The organism is Polyangiaceae bacterium, from assembly GCA_020633205.1.
Taxonomy (GTDB): Bacteria; Myxococcota_A; Polyangia; order Polyangiales; family Polyangiaceae; genus JAHBVY01.
The window spans coordinates 103,905-119,888 of the sequence record JACKEB010000022.1; the positions used below are offsets into that span (position 1 = coordinate 103,905).

Below are 15,984 nucleotides of genomic sequence, written 5' to 3' on the forward strand. Positions count from 1 at the left end.
GGCAACACAGTGAGTCGACTTGAGACAGCGTTTCAACTTCAACGTGCAGTGGGAGCGGAGAAGTTCCACTCAGCTTGAGCGCTTCACACTCACGATGGCAGCAAGCTCTGGAATCTAGTTGAGGCTTGAAGTACCTCCCCAGCGCTCGGCGGTTATTGCACTGGCGCGCATCGCCTGCTTCGGTCAGCTTTGGACCTGGCAGTGATTGCTTGGGCACCTCGGTAACTCCAAACCCCAGTGGGAGCGGAGGGGCCAAGGTAGGTCAGTTCTGACTTGGAGAAGACAAGGTTTGCGTGCTAGGTGACCCGCTTCTCGTAGGTGTTGGACAAAGTCTCGCAAATTAACTCAGCGGGGAACCTACGAAGGCAGCGTGACAAGTGCGTGGCCGCTTGAGGAGGCTTGGGAAAAAATGAAGAAGCTACTGTTGTTGAGTGTTGGTTCGTTGGTTGCGATGTCCGTCGGCATGATGGGCTGCTCGAGTGATAGCAAGGACTCCGGCAGCGGTGGTTCGGGCGGAACCGTCAATGTGACCGGCGGCACCGGTGGACAGGGCGGAAGCGGCAACACTGGTAACACCACCAGTGGTGGCAACGGCGGCAGCGCTGGTTCCACCACCGGCGGCACCGGTGCTGGCGGCAGCGGTGGCTCCTTCGTTCAGACCGAGCTCGGCGCGACCTGCGCGAGCGACACCGACTGTGGCGGCGGTGAGTTCTCCTGCATCACCCCCGACGCCGAGGGCGGCGGCATCGCGCGCGGGATGTGCACCAAGAACTGCACCTCGGACTCCGAGTGTGGCGCTTCGGGTCACTGCTCCAGCAACGACGGCACCACGCAAGGCCTCTGCTACGAAGCGTGCACCTTTGGTGAGCCGGCGGGCGCGAACGCCCTCGACCCCAACAAGTGCCATGGCCGTAACGACCTCGGCTGCTTCCCGGACACCGACGCGAATGGCGACCTGGACTTCACCCGCAGCAACTGTGTGCCGCTTTGCCGTAACGATGAGGATTGTGGTCCCGCGTTCTGCAACCCGTCCAGCGGCATCTGTGAGGCGACTGCGCCCACCGGTCTCGACTACGGCGCGCCCTGCAGCTGCACCACTGCCGACTGCTCGGATGACCCCTGCAAGTCCTTCTGCCTCGGCGGGGCGAGCGGCGCGGACGGCACCTGCACCGAGCTCTGCGTGAACGGCGACGTCCAGACTCCCGGCGCGTGTGGTTCAGCGACCAGCGGCCAGCAGGACGGCGCTTGTCTCTCGGGCCTGGTGTTCAACGCGGACGGCGCTCCCGACACCGCCGTGGGTGACGCACTCGGCGCTTGCGCCCAGCTGTGTGACTGCGAGGGCGAGTGCCGCAGCGGTAACTGCTATTCGCTGGACGAGCTCTTCGGCCAGACGGGCGCGGGCCAGACGCTCTACCAGCGTGACGGCGTGTGCTACGACTTCCCTGCGGGCGTGGCCATCCTGAGCGCTTGCTCGGGCACCGGCGGCGCTGGTGGTACGGGCGGCACCGGCGGTACGGCGGGCACCGGCGGTACGGCGGGCACCGGCGGTACGGCGGGTACCGGTGGCACAACCGGCGGCGCGGCTGGCACCTCGAACTGAGCTAGAGCCAGACAGTAACGCAGGAGCCCACTCGACTTCGGTCGGGTGGGCTCTTCGCTTTCCATCTCCTTGCGAAGCTTTTCTCACGCTTCGTCGGTTTAGCCGCCACCGCCCGAACAGACTGCTAGGTTCCCACGGTGCGTTGGTTCGTTGTCCTGGTGATCGTGGTTCCGCTCCTGGAGCTGTTCCTACTGCTCCAGATCGACCGCGTCGTGGGGTTTTGGCCGACCATCGCGTTGACCATCGTCACCGGCTTCCTTGGCGGCTCTCTGGCCAAGCGAGAGGGGCTGAAGGTTTGGCACTCGTGGCGTCAGGCGATGGCCGAACTGCGTCCTCCTGAGGAGGGCGTGGTGGACGGACTGCTCGTGCTGTTGGGTGGCGCGCTGCTGATCACCCCCGGCGTGCTGACGGACATGACGGGGTTCATCCTGCTGATTCCGTTCACCCGGCGCATCGTCGCGCGCCGCGTTAGGGCGGCCATCGACCGACGCCTCGAAGCGGGGCAGCTGAGGGTCGTCAATTTCGACGCGAGTGGCTTCGACGGAGCGGATTTCGGAGCGGGTGAGTGGGGCGCGTATCCTCCCGGAAGTGATTCTGGCGTCGTCGAGACCGAGGGGGTCGGACGTGACGAGCAGCCAGAGCAATTGCCCGGGCGATCCAGCGACTGACGTCGGGTCACGGAGCCTGCTCGGCGCACCTCTCCCCCCCAAATAGAAAAAGGGAGCGGTTGACGCACAGACAAAAGCCAAAGGGCGCGCCGCTTTCGCGACACGCCCTCGAGGCGATCTGAGCTCTTCAGCTCACTTCTTGGCGCCGAAACCCTTACCGGCGGCCTTGGTGTCGGTCTTTGCCGAGGTGTCGGGAGTTGCCGTGGGCATGGGCTTGGGCGCTGGGATCTTCTTCAGCACCACACCATGCTTGCTGGCGTTCTCGCAGCCGCGGGCGATGTCGGTGTTCTTGCCTGCGCGCTGCAGGATCTTGAACTCCACCCGGCGGTTCTTCTCGTGGGCTTCCTCGGTCGTGCCCGCGTCGAGCACGCAGTAGAAACCGTAACCCTGCGACATCATGCGATCCTTCTCCACGCCGCGCTCGGCCAACGCCTTGACGACGGAGTCCACGCGCTTCTGGGTCAGGGTCTTGTTGTAGGTCGCGTCGCCCTCGACCGAAGCATGACCACCCACCTCGATGAGCTGGATGTCGGGGTGCTTCTTCATGACGTCAGCCACCGCGTCGAGGATCTTGGTCGAGCTGGGATCGATCTCCGCCGAGTTGTGGGCGAAGAGGATCTTCTGCGCGATCTTCACCTCGGTGGCCGTGACGGTCACGAGAGGCTTGGTGTCCGGGCAGCCGTCCTCGTCCTCGAAGCCGTTGACGGTCTCCGGTTCCGTGGGGCACTTGTCCGCGGGGACCGGAATGCCATCGCCGTCTGCGTCGTTGTTCGGGCAGCCGTCGTTCGGATCCGGGGGCTGACCGTCTTCCTTCGCATCGGGACACTTGTCGTCGGGGTCGAGGATGCCGTCTCCGTCACCGTCCGGCGGGGGCGGCGGCGGGGGAGTCTCAACCATGCCTCCGATCGTCGCCTCTGCGGTGCAGCCCGTGGCAAAGGTGCCACCGAGGGCACACAGCAGCATAACGGTCCAGTTCAGTCGTCGCGAAAAACGCATCGCTTCAAAACCCTCCTTCAAACGGGTCAAGATCAAGCCCTCGTTCTGGCGGCCTACGTTGACCGCGCGCCGGACCTTCCCACAACGCATCGCATCGGCCAAGCCCGATTCTGGCGTGAGTGGGGCGACGTTCGATGGTCGGATTTCGGCTCGCGGAAACGCTGTTTCCACTCAGCACAGAACACGAACGTTCGGTTTGGGCTCGGCCAGGCGTTCTTCACGCCCCGTAAGTGTTGGAAACCAATCAGAGTGTTTTGGGGGGGAGGGGGCGACGAAGTGCGTCTCGACTCGATTCAATCGAGCCGCAATCCTCGCGGATCTTAAGTCTCGGCCAGCCGCTGACAGCGAACCAGACGAGCGTCCTAAGACGCTTCGAATCGAGCAAACCTCACGTCCCGTCACTCGTCGGGTTTCCCCGCGTCAGAGGGTGGCTGACCCAGCCTGAGGCCGATCATTCGCGTGGTGCGTCCGCCTTCGGGGCTAGGGAACTCCTGGCCGCGCAGCGCGCGTCTCACGCACCGCACGACTTTTCGGTCTGGAAATTGACTTCCGTTCTGACGGACCTTCGCCACACCTCCCTCAGGGGGGATCTGGACTTCCAGCAAGATTCGGCCCCAGAGCGAGGGGTCGCGCTCCAGTCCTGAGGCGTAACAGCGCCGGATGTCGTCCAGCGCGTTGCCAACCGTGCCCACGAAATCGGCGTCAGGGATCTTTCCTGGATTTGCCTCGTGGAATTTTTTTACGGCGGCTTCATCAGTGATCGAAACGGCGGGCAGTGGGGCGTCCCCCGGCCACAACTTGATGCTTAGCTCCAGGTTGACGGTTCGCCCGGGTGCCGGGCTAAAGTCGCGGTAGTTGGCGACCTGTTCCTCGAGGCAACGTGCTGCATCCTTATCCTCCAGGTCACTGCTCAAGAGCTTCACGCGGCTGACCTTGCCTCCCGGCGCTATGCGCATTCGAAGCTTGGTTTGGCCGTGGTCGAGGGGGTTTTTGCGCAGGGCTGACTCGAAGCAAATCCGAAAGTCCCAGTAGCCCCACTTTCGCGCGTGGGCGAGAACGCCGTGTTCGCTTGGAGCGTTGCGGCGGGAACGCCCAGTCCGGCGATCTACGGGAGGGCGCTTGGGCAGCCCGCGCGACTTGATGTCCACATCGACCACGACGCGTGCGCCAGGGTGGAAGCCGGAGCGATTCGAAGGATAGTTCGGGTCAGCATTGCCCCCAATGTTCCAGCGCGCGAGCTCTTCATCCTCGCCGGCTGCGGCGACGCGGCCCTTCTGACGCGGTACTGCGACTGGCGTGTACGGTGCTTCAAGCTTCACGGGGACGTCCGGCACCGGAGCGTCGGGGACGGGGACGTCCGCTGTTTCGGTCGGGGCTGAGCTGTGTGTCGGGGCTGGTTGCACCAGCGGCGGGGAGCTGGCCGACTGAGCCGGTGGCGTTGCCGTGCGGAACGTGGATGCGGCAACCATCGGCGTTGCTCCGGCGGGTTCGCGGGGCGGACCAGCGCTGTTCGCAGCGCAAGCCGTGAGCACCCCACTCAGACCAATCAGCACGACGCTTCCGCTGCTCCGCATCGCCCGCTGCTCTAGCAGACTCCAGGAGGACCGACAAAATGCCGAGGGCCCCACGTGCGACGGATGTCGTCAGACGCAGGGCCCCAGGGCCTCGAGGTTGACTCGATTACTTGATGTCGCTGGGGCAGCCGAGCACGATCTGGACCGAGGAGCCCTCTGCCTTCGCCGTGTCGCACGCATTACCGCAGAGGATGATCTTGCTCTTGTCTGCGTTGTACTGCCAGCCATCCGCCCCGTTATCGCAGTCCGCATTGTCCTGCTGGAGGTTGACGGCAGAGCCGCCCTGGGGCGTGACGGTCACGTTCACCTTGTCGCGATCGACCTCGCCGCCGCTCGGAGCTTGAGGCACATCGAACTCGCAGGTCAGCACCGTTCCGCTGATGTCCGCGAGGGCCTGAGACAGCTGGTTCGCGAAGTCCTGGGGGCTGGTCACGTTGGTCAGGTCGAAGTGGCAATCTCCCACGTCTGCGCTTCCGTTCGGATCCGCTACACAGGTCGCGCTGTTTGCTGTGCCACCCGCTTTCGCGATTTGAGAGAGCAACGAGCGCGCGCCCTCACTGCCCGGTGCGCCGATCACGAACGTGCGGATATTGAGCAAGTTGTACGCGTTGGGAACATCGGTGCCCACCAACTTCGCGAGCTCGGTTGGAGCGCAAGTCTCGAAGCCGTCGGTGATCAACACCACGAACTTGTTGCCTTCCAAGTTCCCGGCCTGAAGCTGCTGCAGCAGGTGGTTGTACGAGAGGATTGTCGCACCGGCGAGCGGGGTGCGCCCTGCGGGATCCACCGTGCCGAAGAAAGCCTTGATGCCGGATAGCTGTGTGGTGTCGAGGCTGCCAACCTGGATGTTGGGTGTGCCTGTGACCGAACATGAATCGTCGCGAGGGAACATGTTCACGCCGACTCCGATGTTGGGCTGCGTCTGAAGCTGATCGAGCGCGGCTTCGAGCGCGATGCGCGTGTCCTCCCACTTGGAGTTGAGCGACTGGTTCTGTTTTTGCGGTGCGCTCTCGCACTGAGCGCTGGTCTGCGTCGGGGGCGGGTTGCAGTTCATGCTGCCGCTACGGTCGATGACGAACAGCATGTTCGCAGGCACGCGATCGCCGGTTTGCGTGTTGGTCGCGCAACCCGAGTCCGGGTTGATGTTGCCACCATTGCCGCCGGTCGTCCCGCTGTCGATGAAGCCTCCCCCGAAGCTGCTGCCTCCGTTGTTGCCGCTGCCACCGTTGCCTCCGGTGTCGGTGCCGCCGTTGCTGCTCCCGCCGTTGTTGCCGCTCCCACCGCTTCCGCCTGAGATGCCAGTGTTGCCTGACGCGCTGCCGTCATCGCCGGAGCACCCTCCGGAAACGGCTACGGCCGCGGCGCAGGTTGCGAAGAGAAAGGTAAGTCTGGAGAACGAATCGATTCGCACGGGCGAACTCCTTGCAGAAGTGGGGGGTCTCAAATGTACCACTCGCCGTGTCCGTAGGGAGGTGAATTTCTCAAGCCTGCCGTAGCGTTGCGACCCAGCGTGGGACAGCGGCCTACATGCGTTTCGGCGATGAGGCGGACGTGCACGCTCCGGCGCGAGTCTTTTCCGTGCGCGTTGTCCCGCGGGACGGGGGCGATTGTTGGTGGGATTGGGGCGCGATTGTTGATCGACGAATTGGGGCGGCGAAGCTACCGTCGCGCGGCGGCTGTATTTCGAGTCAGCGTCTGGAGCCGCAGAGGAGGGCGACGATGAGTGACGAGTTCCAGCTTGGTGCTGGCTTTACCCAGGGCGAGATCAGCGCAGGATTGGGGCTAGGCCCCCTCGAGCAACAGTACGAGGAGTTGTTCGCCGAGGCGCTTGCGGACGGTGTGATCACTAGCGAAGAGCGCGCCCGCCTCGAGAAGGCTGCCGACAACCTCGGCCTGAATCCGAAGCGGCTGCTCGAGCTGGAGCAGGCGATGATGGCGGCGTACGAGTCCCGGCACGCGGTCCGTATCATCGAGCACTACGAGGAGGCGCCCGCGTCGCTCGCACCAATCCGCGTACAGGCGGACGGCGATAGTGGCCGGGCGCTGCTGCTGAAGCGGATCGAACAACTCGAAGCCAGGGTCAAGGAGCTCGAAGCGGAGCTACGTCACGCACAATCCCAGATCAACGTTGAGGTCGATCTGAGCGATCTCGAAGGCAGCGTCGCGGATGCAAGTGAGGACCCCGATGCCGTCTGGCGCAGAGTTCGTCGTGATCCCACGCGGCCCGATCACCTGATGTCGCTCTTCCGCGTCTACCAAGCGCAGGGGAACGCCGACGCGACCTGGTGCGCCGCCCAGGCGCTTGCGTGCCTCGGTCAGGCGACAGACGAAGTACGTGGCGTCTTCGAGTCGGGTCGACAGCAGGGGCTGATGACGCCCAAGCATTCCATCGACAACTTGAGCTTCAGTGACCACGTGTCCCACGCGGACGAAGAGCTGCTGACGGGTCAGATCTTTGGGGTCATCGTGCCCGCGGTGCTGCTCGGCAAGGTGACTGGGCTGCGGCGCGACAAGAAGCTTCACGTTCCAGATCCTGCAAGCAAACAGGAGCCGGAGAAGTCCACGTTGAGTGCGGTTCGCGCATTGACCTGGGCATCCGCCATCCTTGGCTTGCCTGCTCCTCCCATCTACCTCGATAAGGACCGCGACGCCGGCTACCTGCACATCCCGGGCATCCCGCCGCTCTCACTGCTTGGCAAGGGCGTGCTGTCGGGGCGGGCGCAGCTCGAGTTAGCCTTCGATGCGGGGCGCCACCTGTCTTGGTACCGCCCAGAGCGTTTCATTCGCACGCTGTTCAGCTCGGTGCCCGACCTCGAGGACTTGTTTCTCGCGGCGTTGACCATCGGCTCGCCAACGTTGCCCATCGCGGAGGAAATGAAGCAGCGGGTGGCACCTATCGCCAAGGCCATCGCGCCCGTTCTGCAGGCCGAGCAGGTCGACCGGCTCCGGGGGCTGTTCTTGCGCTTCGTCGAAGAGGGGGGGCGCACGAATCTTCAACGCTGGAGTTCTGGGGCGGACAAGACCGCAGCCAGGGCGGGATTCGTCGTGTGCGCCGATCTTGGGACGGCGCTCGGGTGCCTAGAAGCAGAGGAAGGCAAGCACGGCGAACTGGGTCGCGATCTGATCGCGTACTCAGTGAGCAATGACTACCTACAGCTGAGAGGTCGCTTGGGGATCTGCGTGGGCTGAGTCAGTCTCGTTCTTCATTACCGCGGGGAACCACGGTCCGCCCAAGGGGTCGTCTGCGAGCAGCCTCCAGACGACCTCGGTCGCGGCGACTACACCAATCGGTAGCAGCAGCACATTGAAGCAGGGAACCCAGAAAAGTAGGGAAAATGCCAGGCCAAAGCCTATCGTAGGGAGCTTGTGGCGCCACACGAACTTGAGTCGCGCGCGCATCCCGACTCCCCGAAGCGTCAATGGATAGTCGAACAGGTTCCACGCGAGCCCAAGGCCGGTGACGAAGAAGCTCAGGGGTGTTGTGACGACGGATGCTGGCGCGAAGAAGAACGAAACCAGCCAAAGCAGGATCACGATCGGTGCGATGAAGCAGGCGACAACAGCCTGAGCCTTGAGGCCAAACCATATTTCCGTAAGGAATCCAATCGGGGCTCGCCGTGGAGCACCTAGTTCCTGCTCTTGCAGAGCGACCAGCTGTTCTAGCGCCGGGCTACTCAGCGGAGGGGCGAGTACCAGCGCCAACAGCACGCACAACGCCAGCGCAAGGGTCGCCAAGAGCCAGCTCGCAACTCCCGCACCCGCCTCCGCCAGCCAACCCGAGTCGGGACCAGCCCAGTTCGCGGCCCAGGGCTGCACGACACCCAGTGCGAACCACCCACCCAGGCTGACCAAGAATAACAACAACAGCCCTGGCACGAGGGCATACGGCCACGCGCGAGGGTGGACGACTAGGAAGCCAAAGCCGCGAAAAACCGCCGAGAAACCTCGCCAGAAGCCAATCGGCTTACTGCTGGCGAGACGGGCGAGGGGAACCTCACTGACAACTGCCAGCGACCCAGAGGTAGAGCTGTCCAGATTTGAGGCCTTCATTGGAGTCGACGACGCGTTCTGCAGACGTGATCTCGAAGAACGCTTCAAGAGTCCCCGAGGCGATCAGGTCGGAGTGGCTCACGTTCCCAGACAGCGTGCTTCCTGGGTAGGTTTGTCCGGCGCGGAATGAAACCTGCTTGGGTGTGTCATCGATGCGCACGAACTTCGTCACCGTGATGTCGAAGCCGTACCGAGCGTCGTAGTCGCCCACGGTGGGGACCAGCGTGGTCATGTCATCTTGCCACGAAATCACCACGCTACCCCCCACGCCGTCCTCGCGGGTCGCCGTGAAGCCTTCGCCACACACCGTGCTTCCGGGGTCCTGGTCGTAGGTGCCCGTGACATCGATCCCATCGAGCTCACCAAACAGGACGATTTGCATCGGCCCATTCAGGTCGGGTCGAGGTGGGGCATCTGCGAAGGGATCGGTCGCTGCGTCCATCGCGTCAGAACCCGCTTGGCCGTCATCGGAGGCGTCTGGGGTTGCGCCGCCGCTACCTCCAGAGCCTCCAATCCCTCCCTCCCCAGCGCTGCCGGCGTTGCCAGCGCTCGATACGTCCGCGCCAGCATCTGCGCCGCTCTTCGCGGGGTTGTCACTGCTGCAGGCTGAGCTGCAGATCAATCCCGTCGTGACCCATGCAAGGATGGCTAGCGTTCGCATCTGAGTTCCCCCTAGTTATCGAAGTTGCGTTGCGCCGCCTAGCTCGAGCGTGGTTTTTCGCGAGCAACGGGTGAAAAACTCACGGGATCCGGACATCGGTTCGACGCACCCCACCGAGCCCGCAAGCCGTCAACCCAGCCCGCGCATCGCCCAGCCATCTGGTGGTGCTGCGTCGGTGGAGCGTGCGGGCGCTTGGTATCACCAATTGCGGTCTTCTCGACCCCACGAGGGCGATGACGGCGAACGAATCGAGTTCGCGCGCGATTATCTGCAAATCAGGGCGGCGCTTGGTCTAACTTTGGGCAGGGACGTGGAGGCAGACCCCTTGTTCGCCACGGCGAGACCGCAACGATGACTGAAGACGTGTTTGGCATACTCGGCACTACGGTTGCCGGCGCCTATCACGTGGAGGAGACCGTCGCCGAAGGCGGCTTCGGTGTTGTCTACCGCGCGTATCACGCCGGCTTTCGCGCGCCGGTTGCGTTGAAGTGTCTGAAGATCCCCCAGGGGCTCGGTGCCGCGGGGCAAGAGCTGTTTCTCGAACAGTTTCGGGCAGAAGCGGAGCTGTTGTTTCGGCTTTCTGCCAGCATCCCTACGGTCGTGCGTCCGCTCCACGTCGACGCGTTGATCGCTCCCGGGGGCGCTTTCGTGCCCTTCATGGCCCTTGAGTGGCTCGAGGGCGAGACCCTGGAGGCGCTGGTCAGGCGGCGCAAGGCAGAAGGCCGCGCACCTCTTTCCGTGAAGAAACTCGCTCGTCTGCTCACTCCGGTAGCGCGCGCGCTGGAACGGGCCCACAATTTTTCCTCGCCGGAAGGCCCGATTTCCATCGTGCATCGGGATCTGAAGCCTGAGAACATCTTCCTCGCGCGGGTCGCCGGTGAAGATGTGGTGAAGATCCTGGATTTCGGGATCGGAAAGGCCAAGAGCGTCGCGTCCCAGGTGGCGGGACGCGCGAGCCAGAACAACGCGGGCGTCGCGTCGTTCACCCCAGCCTATGGAGCGCCAGAACAATGGTTGCCCAAGCGTTATGGCCAGACAGGACCTTGGACTGACGTCTGGGGTCTCGCGCTCACCCTGGTTGAGTCCCTCACTGCGCGCCCCGTGATCGACGGCGACCACGCCGCGATGATGGGCTGCGCGCTCGACGAACAGCGCCGACCAACGCCCAGAAACGAGGGCTGCGTGGTCAGCGACGAAGTCGAAGCCGTGTTCCAGCGCGCCCTCGCGGTGGATCCTCGGCATCGCTATGCGGACGCGGGTCTGTTCTGGAACGACCTCTTGGGCGCCGTTGGGCTTCACGAGATGGTGAGCACCGGCCTGCGTCGCGATTCACGGGCGGAAGGCTATCGCTTCCCCGAGAGCGAGCGCCTGGAGCTCGAGCGACCGTCGAGCACGCCGCCGCCCTCCCAGATGGGGCTTGGGCCAGGAACTCCGGTTGAGTTGGCGACGCACCCCGCAGCGGAGATCCCCGACCTGGCGCTGCCAGTACCAGCTGCAGCCTCCGCACCTCGTCAGCAGGTCGTGAAGCCCAGACGCCCCTTGAGCCTGGACTTGGACCTGCCGGAGGGCGAGCGGCCTGCGGTTCGTAGCCCGAGCGGTGCAAACTGGCCCGCAGTCAACGCGGACCGACCTCCGAGCAGCCTGTCCGGACAGCGACCCGCGGTGCGTAGCGGGTCGAGCGGCGCGAACTGGCCTGCCGTGAGCGAGTCGGCGCCCGTTTCTTCCAAGCCCGAGCCGATGTCTGGTCCGCGGCCCAGCAGTCAAAGCGGAAGCCGTCCGGCTCTCGCTTCGGCGCCTGCTCAGCTCGACGCGCTGCCGCCGGTGTCCATCGGCAACCGAAGTGGAGTGTCTGGGCAGCATCCGGCCGTCGCACGTGCGCTGCGCGTCTCGCCCGCTCAAACGGAACCGTCGTTACGTCAACGCCTGTTGGTGCCTGGCTCGTTCGTCATCGCAGGCATCGTGTTGTCCATCGTCCATGGTTTCTACGCCTCGCAGACGGGTGAGGTGCTTGCCGTCGGGCCGGTGCGCGTTGGCTGGATTGCCGGCTTGCTCGTCGTCGTGGGCATCGCGCTTGGGGTTTTGCGAGTGACGCGTTCGCCGTCTTGAGCGGTGGTCAATCCCACAACGTTGGACTAGGATTTCCGTCGAGGGGTTTGCGTTGGCCCAACCGGGTGGCTCAGCCACCTGGGCGACGCATCGGCGGATTCGTGCGCCGATGCGCTAGCCTAGTTGGGCTGCGCATAACCATATGGAATAGAATGAGCGAATCACTGCCAGTTTTGATCTGCGACGACGAACCCCGGTTGACGATGTTGACCGCTGGGCTGCTCGAGCAACGCGGCTATCGCTCAAAGGTCGCAAACGACGGCGCCAAAGCCCTCGAACTCGCTTCGCAGGAGGCGTTTCGCCTCATGCTGCTTGACGTCAATCTTGCCGGGATGTCAGCGCTCGAGGTGATTCATGGTTTGGACGCCGCTGGCATCGAGCTGCCGGTTCTGCTCTCGAGCGGGTACTCCGCTGAGGATGTTCCGTCTGAGCTGCGAGACCACCCAAGGGTCTCTGGCTTTCTCGCCAAGCCGTATCCAGTGGATCGCTTGATCGACGCGATTGGCCGCTGATACATCGCCGTCACACTTGCTTTTGAACGCGTTTCGGCGCGCCTCTCCCCCAAACCAGCATGCGGAGGCTGCGACGATGCTGGCGATTCGAGTAGGGTGTGCTCGACCTGCAAGGAGCCGGAGGGAGCATGGCGAGGACGAGCAAGAGCAAGGCCACAACGCGGACGACCAATCGGGTGGAGCACGATCCACGCCTTAGCGCGGAAGAGGCTGAGGCCTTGGTCACAGCGCTGAAGGAGCGCGGCATCCAGCACGCGAAGATTGGCGCCTTCGATATCGATGGGATTCTGCGGGGAAAATATGTCTCCTTGCAGAAGTTGACCGGCGCGCTGAAGAAGGGCTTCGGCTTCTGCGATGTGGTGTTCGGCTGGGACGCGACGGACACGTTGTACGACAACGCGACGGTCACCGGTTGGCACACGGGGTATCCCGACGCGCTCACATTGCTCGACCCCACGACGGCGCGCGACATCCCTTGGGAGCCAGGCGTCGTCGCGATGCTGGGAGACTTCCGAGGTGCCGACGGCAAGGGCCACCCAGGGTGCGGGCGCTCCTTGCTCAGGCGGGTCATCAGGAAGGCCGAGTCACTTGGCTTCGAGCCCCTCGTGGGCGTGGAGTTCGAGTTCTTCCTCTTCCAGGAGACGCCCCAGACCCTTCAAGAGAAGGGCTTCCGCGGCATGACTCCTGCGGATCCAGGGATGTTTGGTTACAGCTGGCTGCGCACCGGACAGGACCCGGAGCTGATGGCTAGTGTGCTGCGAGAGCTTGGTGACTACGGTCTGTCTCTTGATGGTTTCCACACGGAAACGGGGCCAGGCGTCTACGAGGCCGCGCTGCAGGTCGACTCGGCGCTCCGCGCGGCTGACAAAGCTGCGCTCTTCAAGACCGCGCTGAAGGAAGTCGTGCGGCGGCATGGCTTGGTGGCCACCTTCATGGCGAAGTGGAACGCCGAGCTGCCGGGCTGCAGCGGGCACCTGCACCAGAGCCTGATGCAGAACGGCAAGAATGTGTTCTTCGATCCGCGCGCCTCGCGCGGCATGTCGAAGCTGATGAAGAGCTACATGGCGGGTCAGCTGAAGCTGATGCGTGAGTTCACGGCGCTCTACTCCCCAACGGTCAACAGCTACAAGCGGTACGTCCCGGGACTCTGGGCGCCGCTCGTCCCCAGCTGGGGCGTCGAGAACCGCACCTGCGCGCTGCGCATCGTCGGGCTAGGGGAGTCGAACGCTCAGCGCGTCGAGTATCGGCAGACCGCGGCGGACATCAATCCATACATCGCGATCGCAGCATCCATCGCGGCGGGGTTGTATGGCGTCGAGCAAGGGCTCGAACTTCAGGCCGAGTCAGTCGGAGATCCAGGAGTGGACGGCGAGCGGCTACCGACGACGTTGCGGGAGGCGACAGCGCTGCTCGGCAAGAGCAAGCTCGCGCGCAGGCTCCTCGGCGAGGAGTTCGTAGACCACTACGTGAGGACCCGGGACTGGGAATGCCGCGCGTACGAGCAGGCGGTCAGCGACTGGGAGCTGAGGCGCTACTTCGAGATCATCTGAGTGTGCTAAGGGGAGCCCTTAGTTGAAGCAGTGAGCCGCCCTGCGCGGTGACATCACGGAGACGAGCAAGACTATGGCGCACATTTGGAGTTTCCCAACCCGCATCATCTTTGGCGCTGGCGAGACGGCGGTGGTTGGCACGGAGGCCAAGGCGCTTGGCTTGGATTCGGTGTTGATCGTCGCCGACGCGGGGGTAGAAGCCGCTGGGTTGCTGGACCCGGTGCGAGCCGCGCTCGACGAGGCAGGCGTGCGTCACGCTGCGTTCACCGGCGTCGAAGGTAACCCCACGGAAGCAAATATCCGTGCGGGAGCGATGGCCTATCAAGAGGCGAAGGCTCAGGGGCTGGTCGCGATCGGTGGCGGTTCACCCATCGACAGCGCGAAGCTGATCGCCGTTCGGGTGACGACCTCGCGCCCCTTCGAGGAGCTGGATGACGCGATCGACGGTGGGCAGTTCATCCCCAAGGACGTGCCAGCGGTGCTCGCGCTGCCAACCACCGCGGGCACCGGCAGTGAAGTCGGTCGCTCGGGGGTGGTCACGCTGGAGTCAACGGGGCGCAAGACCGTGATCTTCGCCCCTCAGCTGCTCCCACGGGTCGCGATCCTGGATCCGGAGCTCAGCGTTGGATTGCCGGCGAAGATCACCGCGGCGACGGGCTTCGATGCGCTGACTCACTGCGTGGAGGCGTATCTATCCAAGGGGGTTCACCCCATGGCTGACGCAATTGCGGTCGCGGGAATCGACTTGGTGCAGAAGTACCTGCGGCGCGCGGTGGTTGAGGGCAGCGATCTCGAGGCGCGCGGCGGGATGCTGCAAGCGGCGATGATGGGCGCCGTCGCGTTCCAGAAGGGCCTTGGAGCTTGTCACTCGCTGGCTCATCCACTCTCGAGCGAGTGCGGGCTGCACCACGGGCTCGCCAACGCCATCTGTTTGCCTGCGGTTGCCAAGTTCAACGAGCAGACGAGCCTCGATCGGTTGCTCCACGTTGCGCTGCTCCTCGGTGGTGAGCCAGAGGTGGGCGCGGCGACCAAGGCGCTCCTGTCACTGCGTCAGGAGCTGGGGCTCTCGCCGTCGCTATCGAGCGTGGGGGTGAAGCGGGAGCAGCTCCCGCGGCTCGCCGAGCTGGCGTACATGGACGCCTGCCATCGCAGCAACCCGCGGGAGTGCACACAGGCTGATTTGCTCAGCCTGTACGAGGCCGCTTTCTAGCTTCGCTGAAGGAGGTAGGCGAGCGCATCGCCCAGGCGTCGGGGCTCGATTGGAGCACCCACTTCGCGCAGCGCTTGAACGCCAGTTGTTAGCGCCAGGAGGAGCCAAGCGAGCTGACCGGCGTCGATGTCTCCGCGCATGGAGGCGCGGGCTTGGCTGAGCTGGGCCGCGTCGGTGATGTGCTCGGACGCGGTGCGTAGCGCGGACAGATAGCGCTCCTGCAGCACCTCGGAACGCCCAGCGGCGTGGAGGAACTGGTGCAGTGGCACGTTCTCTTGAGAGGCCGCCGCGTCCATCAGGCGGCCAACGAGATTGAACATCGCCGCAGAGGACTCGTCGTAGTGCCGCACGCCTTCCAGCAACTTGCCTAGGAAGCGTTCGCTCACGGCCTGAATGAGCTCGTCCCGGTCCTTGAAGTGGACATAGAACGCGCCGCGGGTGTAGCCGGCGCGAGCACAAATCGCGTCGAGGCTCGGGTTGTCGAGGCCTTCTTCAGCGAACGCTGCCATCGCGGCGCTGATCAGGGCTTCTCGGGTCTCCGCCTTGGCTGCCTCACGTCGAGCGCCGAGGCGACGGCGACGATGTGAGCCCGGTTGGACGGAGTGGGCATTGCTCTGAGGGGTTGACTCGGGTGAGGGGTTCGAGTCGGGGACGGAATCGGGTTGGTTCACGAGTGATCGGATACTGTTCGGTTGGTGACTCCGCAACCGGCCGGCTAGGAGCAGATAGCCGCGTCTCCTCCTGATACGCGTGATATCGGCGCTTCCGTAGGGTTTCGTGCACCGTGGGGTAATACGCGCTCGCTGCTGACTCCTACTGACCGCCGTTACCTCGCTGTCACCCCTAGGGGTGTCTGCGCTCGCCGCCAGCCGTCTGACGCCAGCGTCATGGGGTGTAACGCGTCACACCAGGTGCAACACCCCACACTGGACACCGCGCACCGCCTTGCACCGGTGCAATTCGCATCGCTCAGCCTTGCAGTCGCAGGCGCGCCTCAATCAAGCGAGCGTACCCGTATGGAATCACGTTCGATTTTGGTTTGGGGGTGAGGGTAGGT

13 protein-coding genes are annotated in these 15,984 nt (G+C 64.2%); 7 read left to right on the top strand and 6 right to left on the bottom strand.

All coding sequences use genetic code 11. The features are described 5' to 3' along the window. The first annotated feature begins 409 nt into the window (after positions 1 to 409). Together H6718_34060 and H6718_34065 are read left to right on the top strand one after the other, a co-directional pair. The gene (locus H6718_34060) at positions 410 to 1,600 is read left to right on the top strand and encodes a hypothetical protein (protein ID MCB9590485.1); all 1,191 of its coding nucleotides are present in this window, start codon (positions 410 to 412) and stop codon (positions 1,598 to 1,600) included. Between the two features lie 137 nt (positions 1,601 to 1,737). Continuing rightward, positions 1,738 to 2,268, top strand: a complete 531-nt coding sequence (locus H6718_34065; GenBank protein ID MCB9590486.1) for an FxsA family protein — start codon at positions 1,738 to 1,740, stop codon at positions 2,266 to 2,268. 132 nt (positions 2,269 to 2,400) lie between these two features. Here H6718_34065 and H6718_34070 read toward each other — a convergent pair whose 3' ends face one another. The 3 genes from H6718_34070 to H6718_34080 all read right to left on the bottom strand — a co-directional run bounded on the left by H6718_34070 (position 2,401) and on the right by H6718_34080 (position 6,249). Next, positions 2,401 to 3,264 (bottom strand): OmpA family protein, encoded by an 864-nt coding sequence (locus H6718_34070; GenBank protein MCB9590487.1) that lies wholly within the window; start codon positions 3,262 to 3,264, stop codon positions 2,401 to 2,403. A gap of 398 nt (positions 3,265 to 3,662) precedes the next feature. Next, complete coding sequence (locus H6718_34075) at positions 3,663 to 4,838, bottom strand: AgmX/PglI C-terminal domain-containing protein (GenBank protein ID MCB9590488.1); 1,176 nt, start codon at positions 4,836 to 4,838, stop codon at positions 3,663 to 3,665. Between the two features lie 106 nt (positions 4,839 to 4,944). Beyond that, positions 4,945 to 6,249, bottom strand: coding sequence for a hypothetical protein (locus H6718_34080; GenBank protein ID MCB9590489.1), 1,305 nt, complete (start codon positions 6,247 to 6,249; stop codon positions 4,945 to 4,947). Positions 6,250 to 6,557: 308 nt separating this feature from the next. Here H6718_34080 and H6718_34085 point away from each other — a divergent pair, with 308 nt between their 5' ends. Next, complete coding sequence (locus tag H6718_34085) at positions 6,558 to 8,027, top strand: hypothetical protein (protein ID MCB9590490.1); 1,470 nt, start codon at positions 6,558 to 6,560, stop codon at positions 8,025 to 8,027. Here the strand turns inward: H6718_34085 and H6718_34090 are convergent. Beyond that, positions 7,989 to 8,888 carry an EI24 domain-containing protein gene (locus H6718_34090; protein MCB9590491.1) on the bottom strand — a complete coding sequence of 300 codons (900 nt, stop codon included), beginning with the start codon at positions 8,886 to 8,888 and terminating at the stop codon, positions 7,989 to 7,991. The two genes, H6718_34085 and H6718_34090, sit on opposite strands and share 39 nt — an antisense overlap. Beyond that, positions 8,833 to 9,549 (bottom strand): hypothetical protein, encoded by a 717-nt coding sequence (locus H6718_34095; protein ID MCB9590492.1) that lies wholly within the window; start codon positions 9,547 to 9,549, stop codon positions 8,833 to 8,835. Before H6718_34095 ends, H6718_34090 begins: the two co-directional genes overlap by 56 nt. Positions 9,550 to 9,900: 351 nt before the next feature. On the opposite strand from H6718_34095, the gene H6718_34100 reads away from it, so the two are divergent. From H6718_34100 to H6718_34115, 4 genes are all read left to right on the top strand, one after another. Beyond that, positions 9,901 to 11,655: a protein kinase gene (locus H6718_34100; GenBank protein MCB9590493.1), complete on the top strand. Its 1,755-nt coding sequence runs from the start codon at positions 9,901 to 9,903 to the stop codon at positions 11,653 to 11,655. A 152-nt stretch (positions 11,656 to 11,807) separates the two neighbouring features. After that, the gene (locus H6718_34105) at positions 11,808 to 12,167 is read left to right on the top strand and encodes a response regulator (GenBank protein ID MCB9590494.1); all 360 of its coding nucleotides are present in this window, start codon (positions 11,808 to 11,810) and stop codon (positions 12,165 to 12,167) included. Between the two features lie 128 nt (positions 12,168 to 12,295). Next, complete coding sequence (locus H6718_34110) at positions 12,296 to 13,717, top strand: glutamine synthetase (protein MCB9590495.1); 1,422 nt, start codon at positions 12,296 to 12,298, stop codon at positions 13,715 to 13,717. A 73-nt stretch (positions 13,718 to 13,790) separates the two neighbouring features. Then, positions 13,791 to 14,927, top strand: a complete 1,137-nt coding sequence (locus tag H6718_34115) for an iron-containing alcohol dehydrogenase (protein ID MCB9590496.1) — start codon at positions 13,791 to 13,793, stop codon at positions 14,925 to 14,927. Here the strand turns inward: H6718_34115 and H6718_34120 are convergent. Continuing rightward, on the bottom strand, positions 14,924 to 15,598 hold the full coding sequence (locus H6718_34120) for a TetR/AcrR family transcriptional regulator (protein ID MCB9590497.1): 675 nt from the start codon (positions 15,596 to 15,598) through the stop codon (positions 14,924 to 14,926). The two genes, H6718_34115 and H6718_34120, sit on opposite strands and share 4 nt — an antisense overlap. Positions 15,599 to 15,984: the final 386 nt, after the last annotated feature.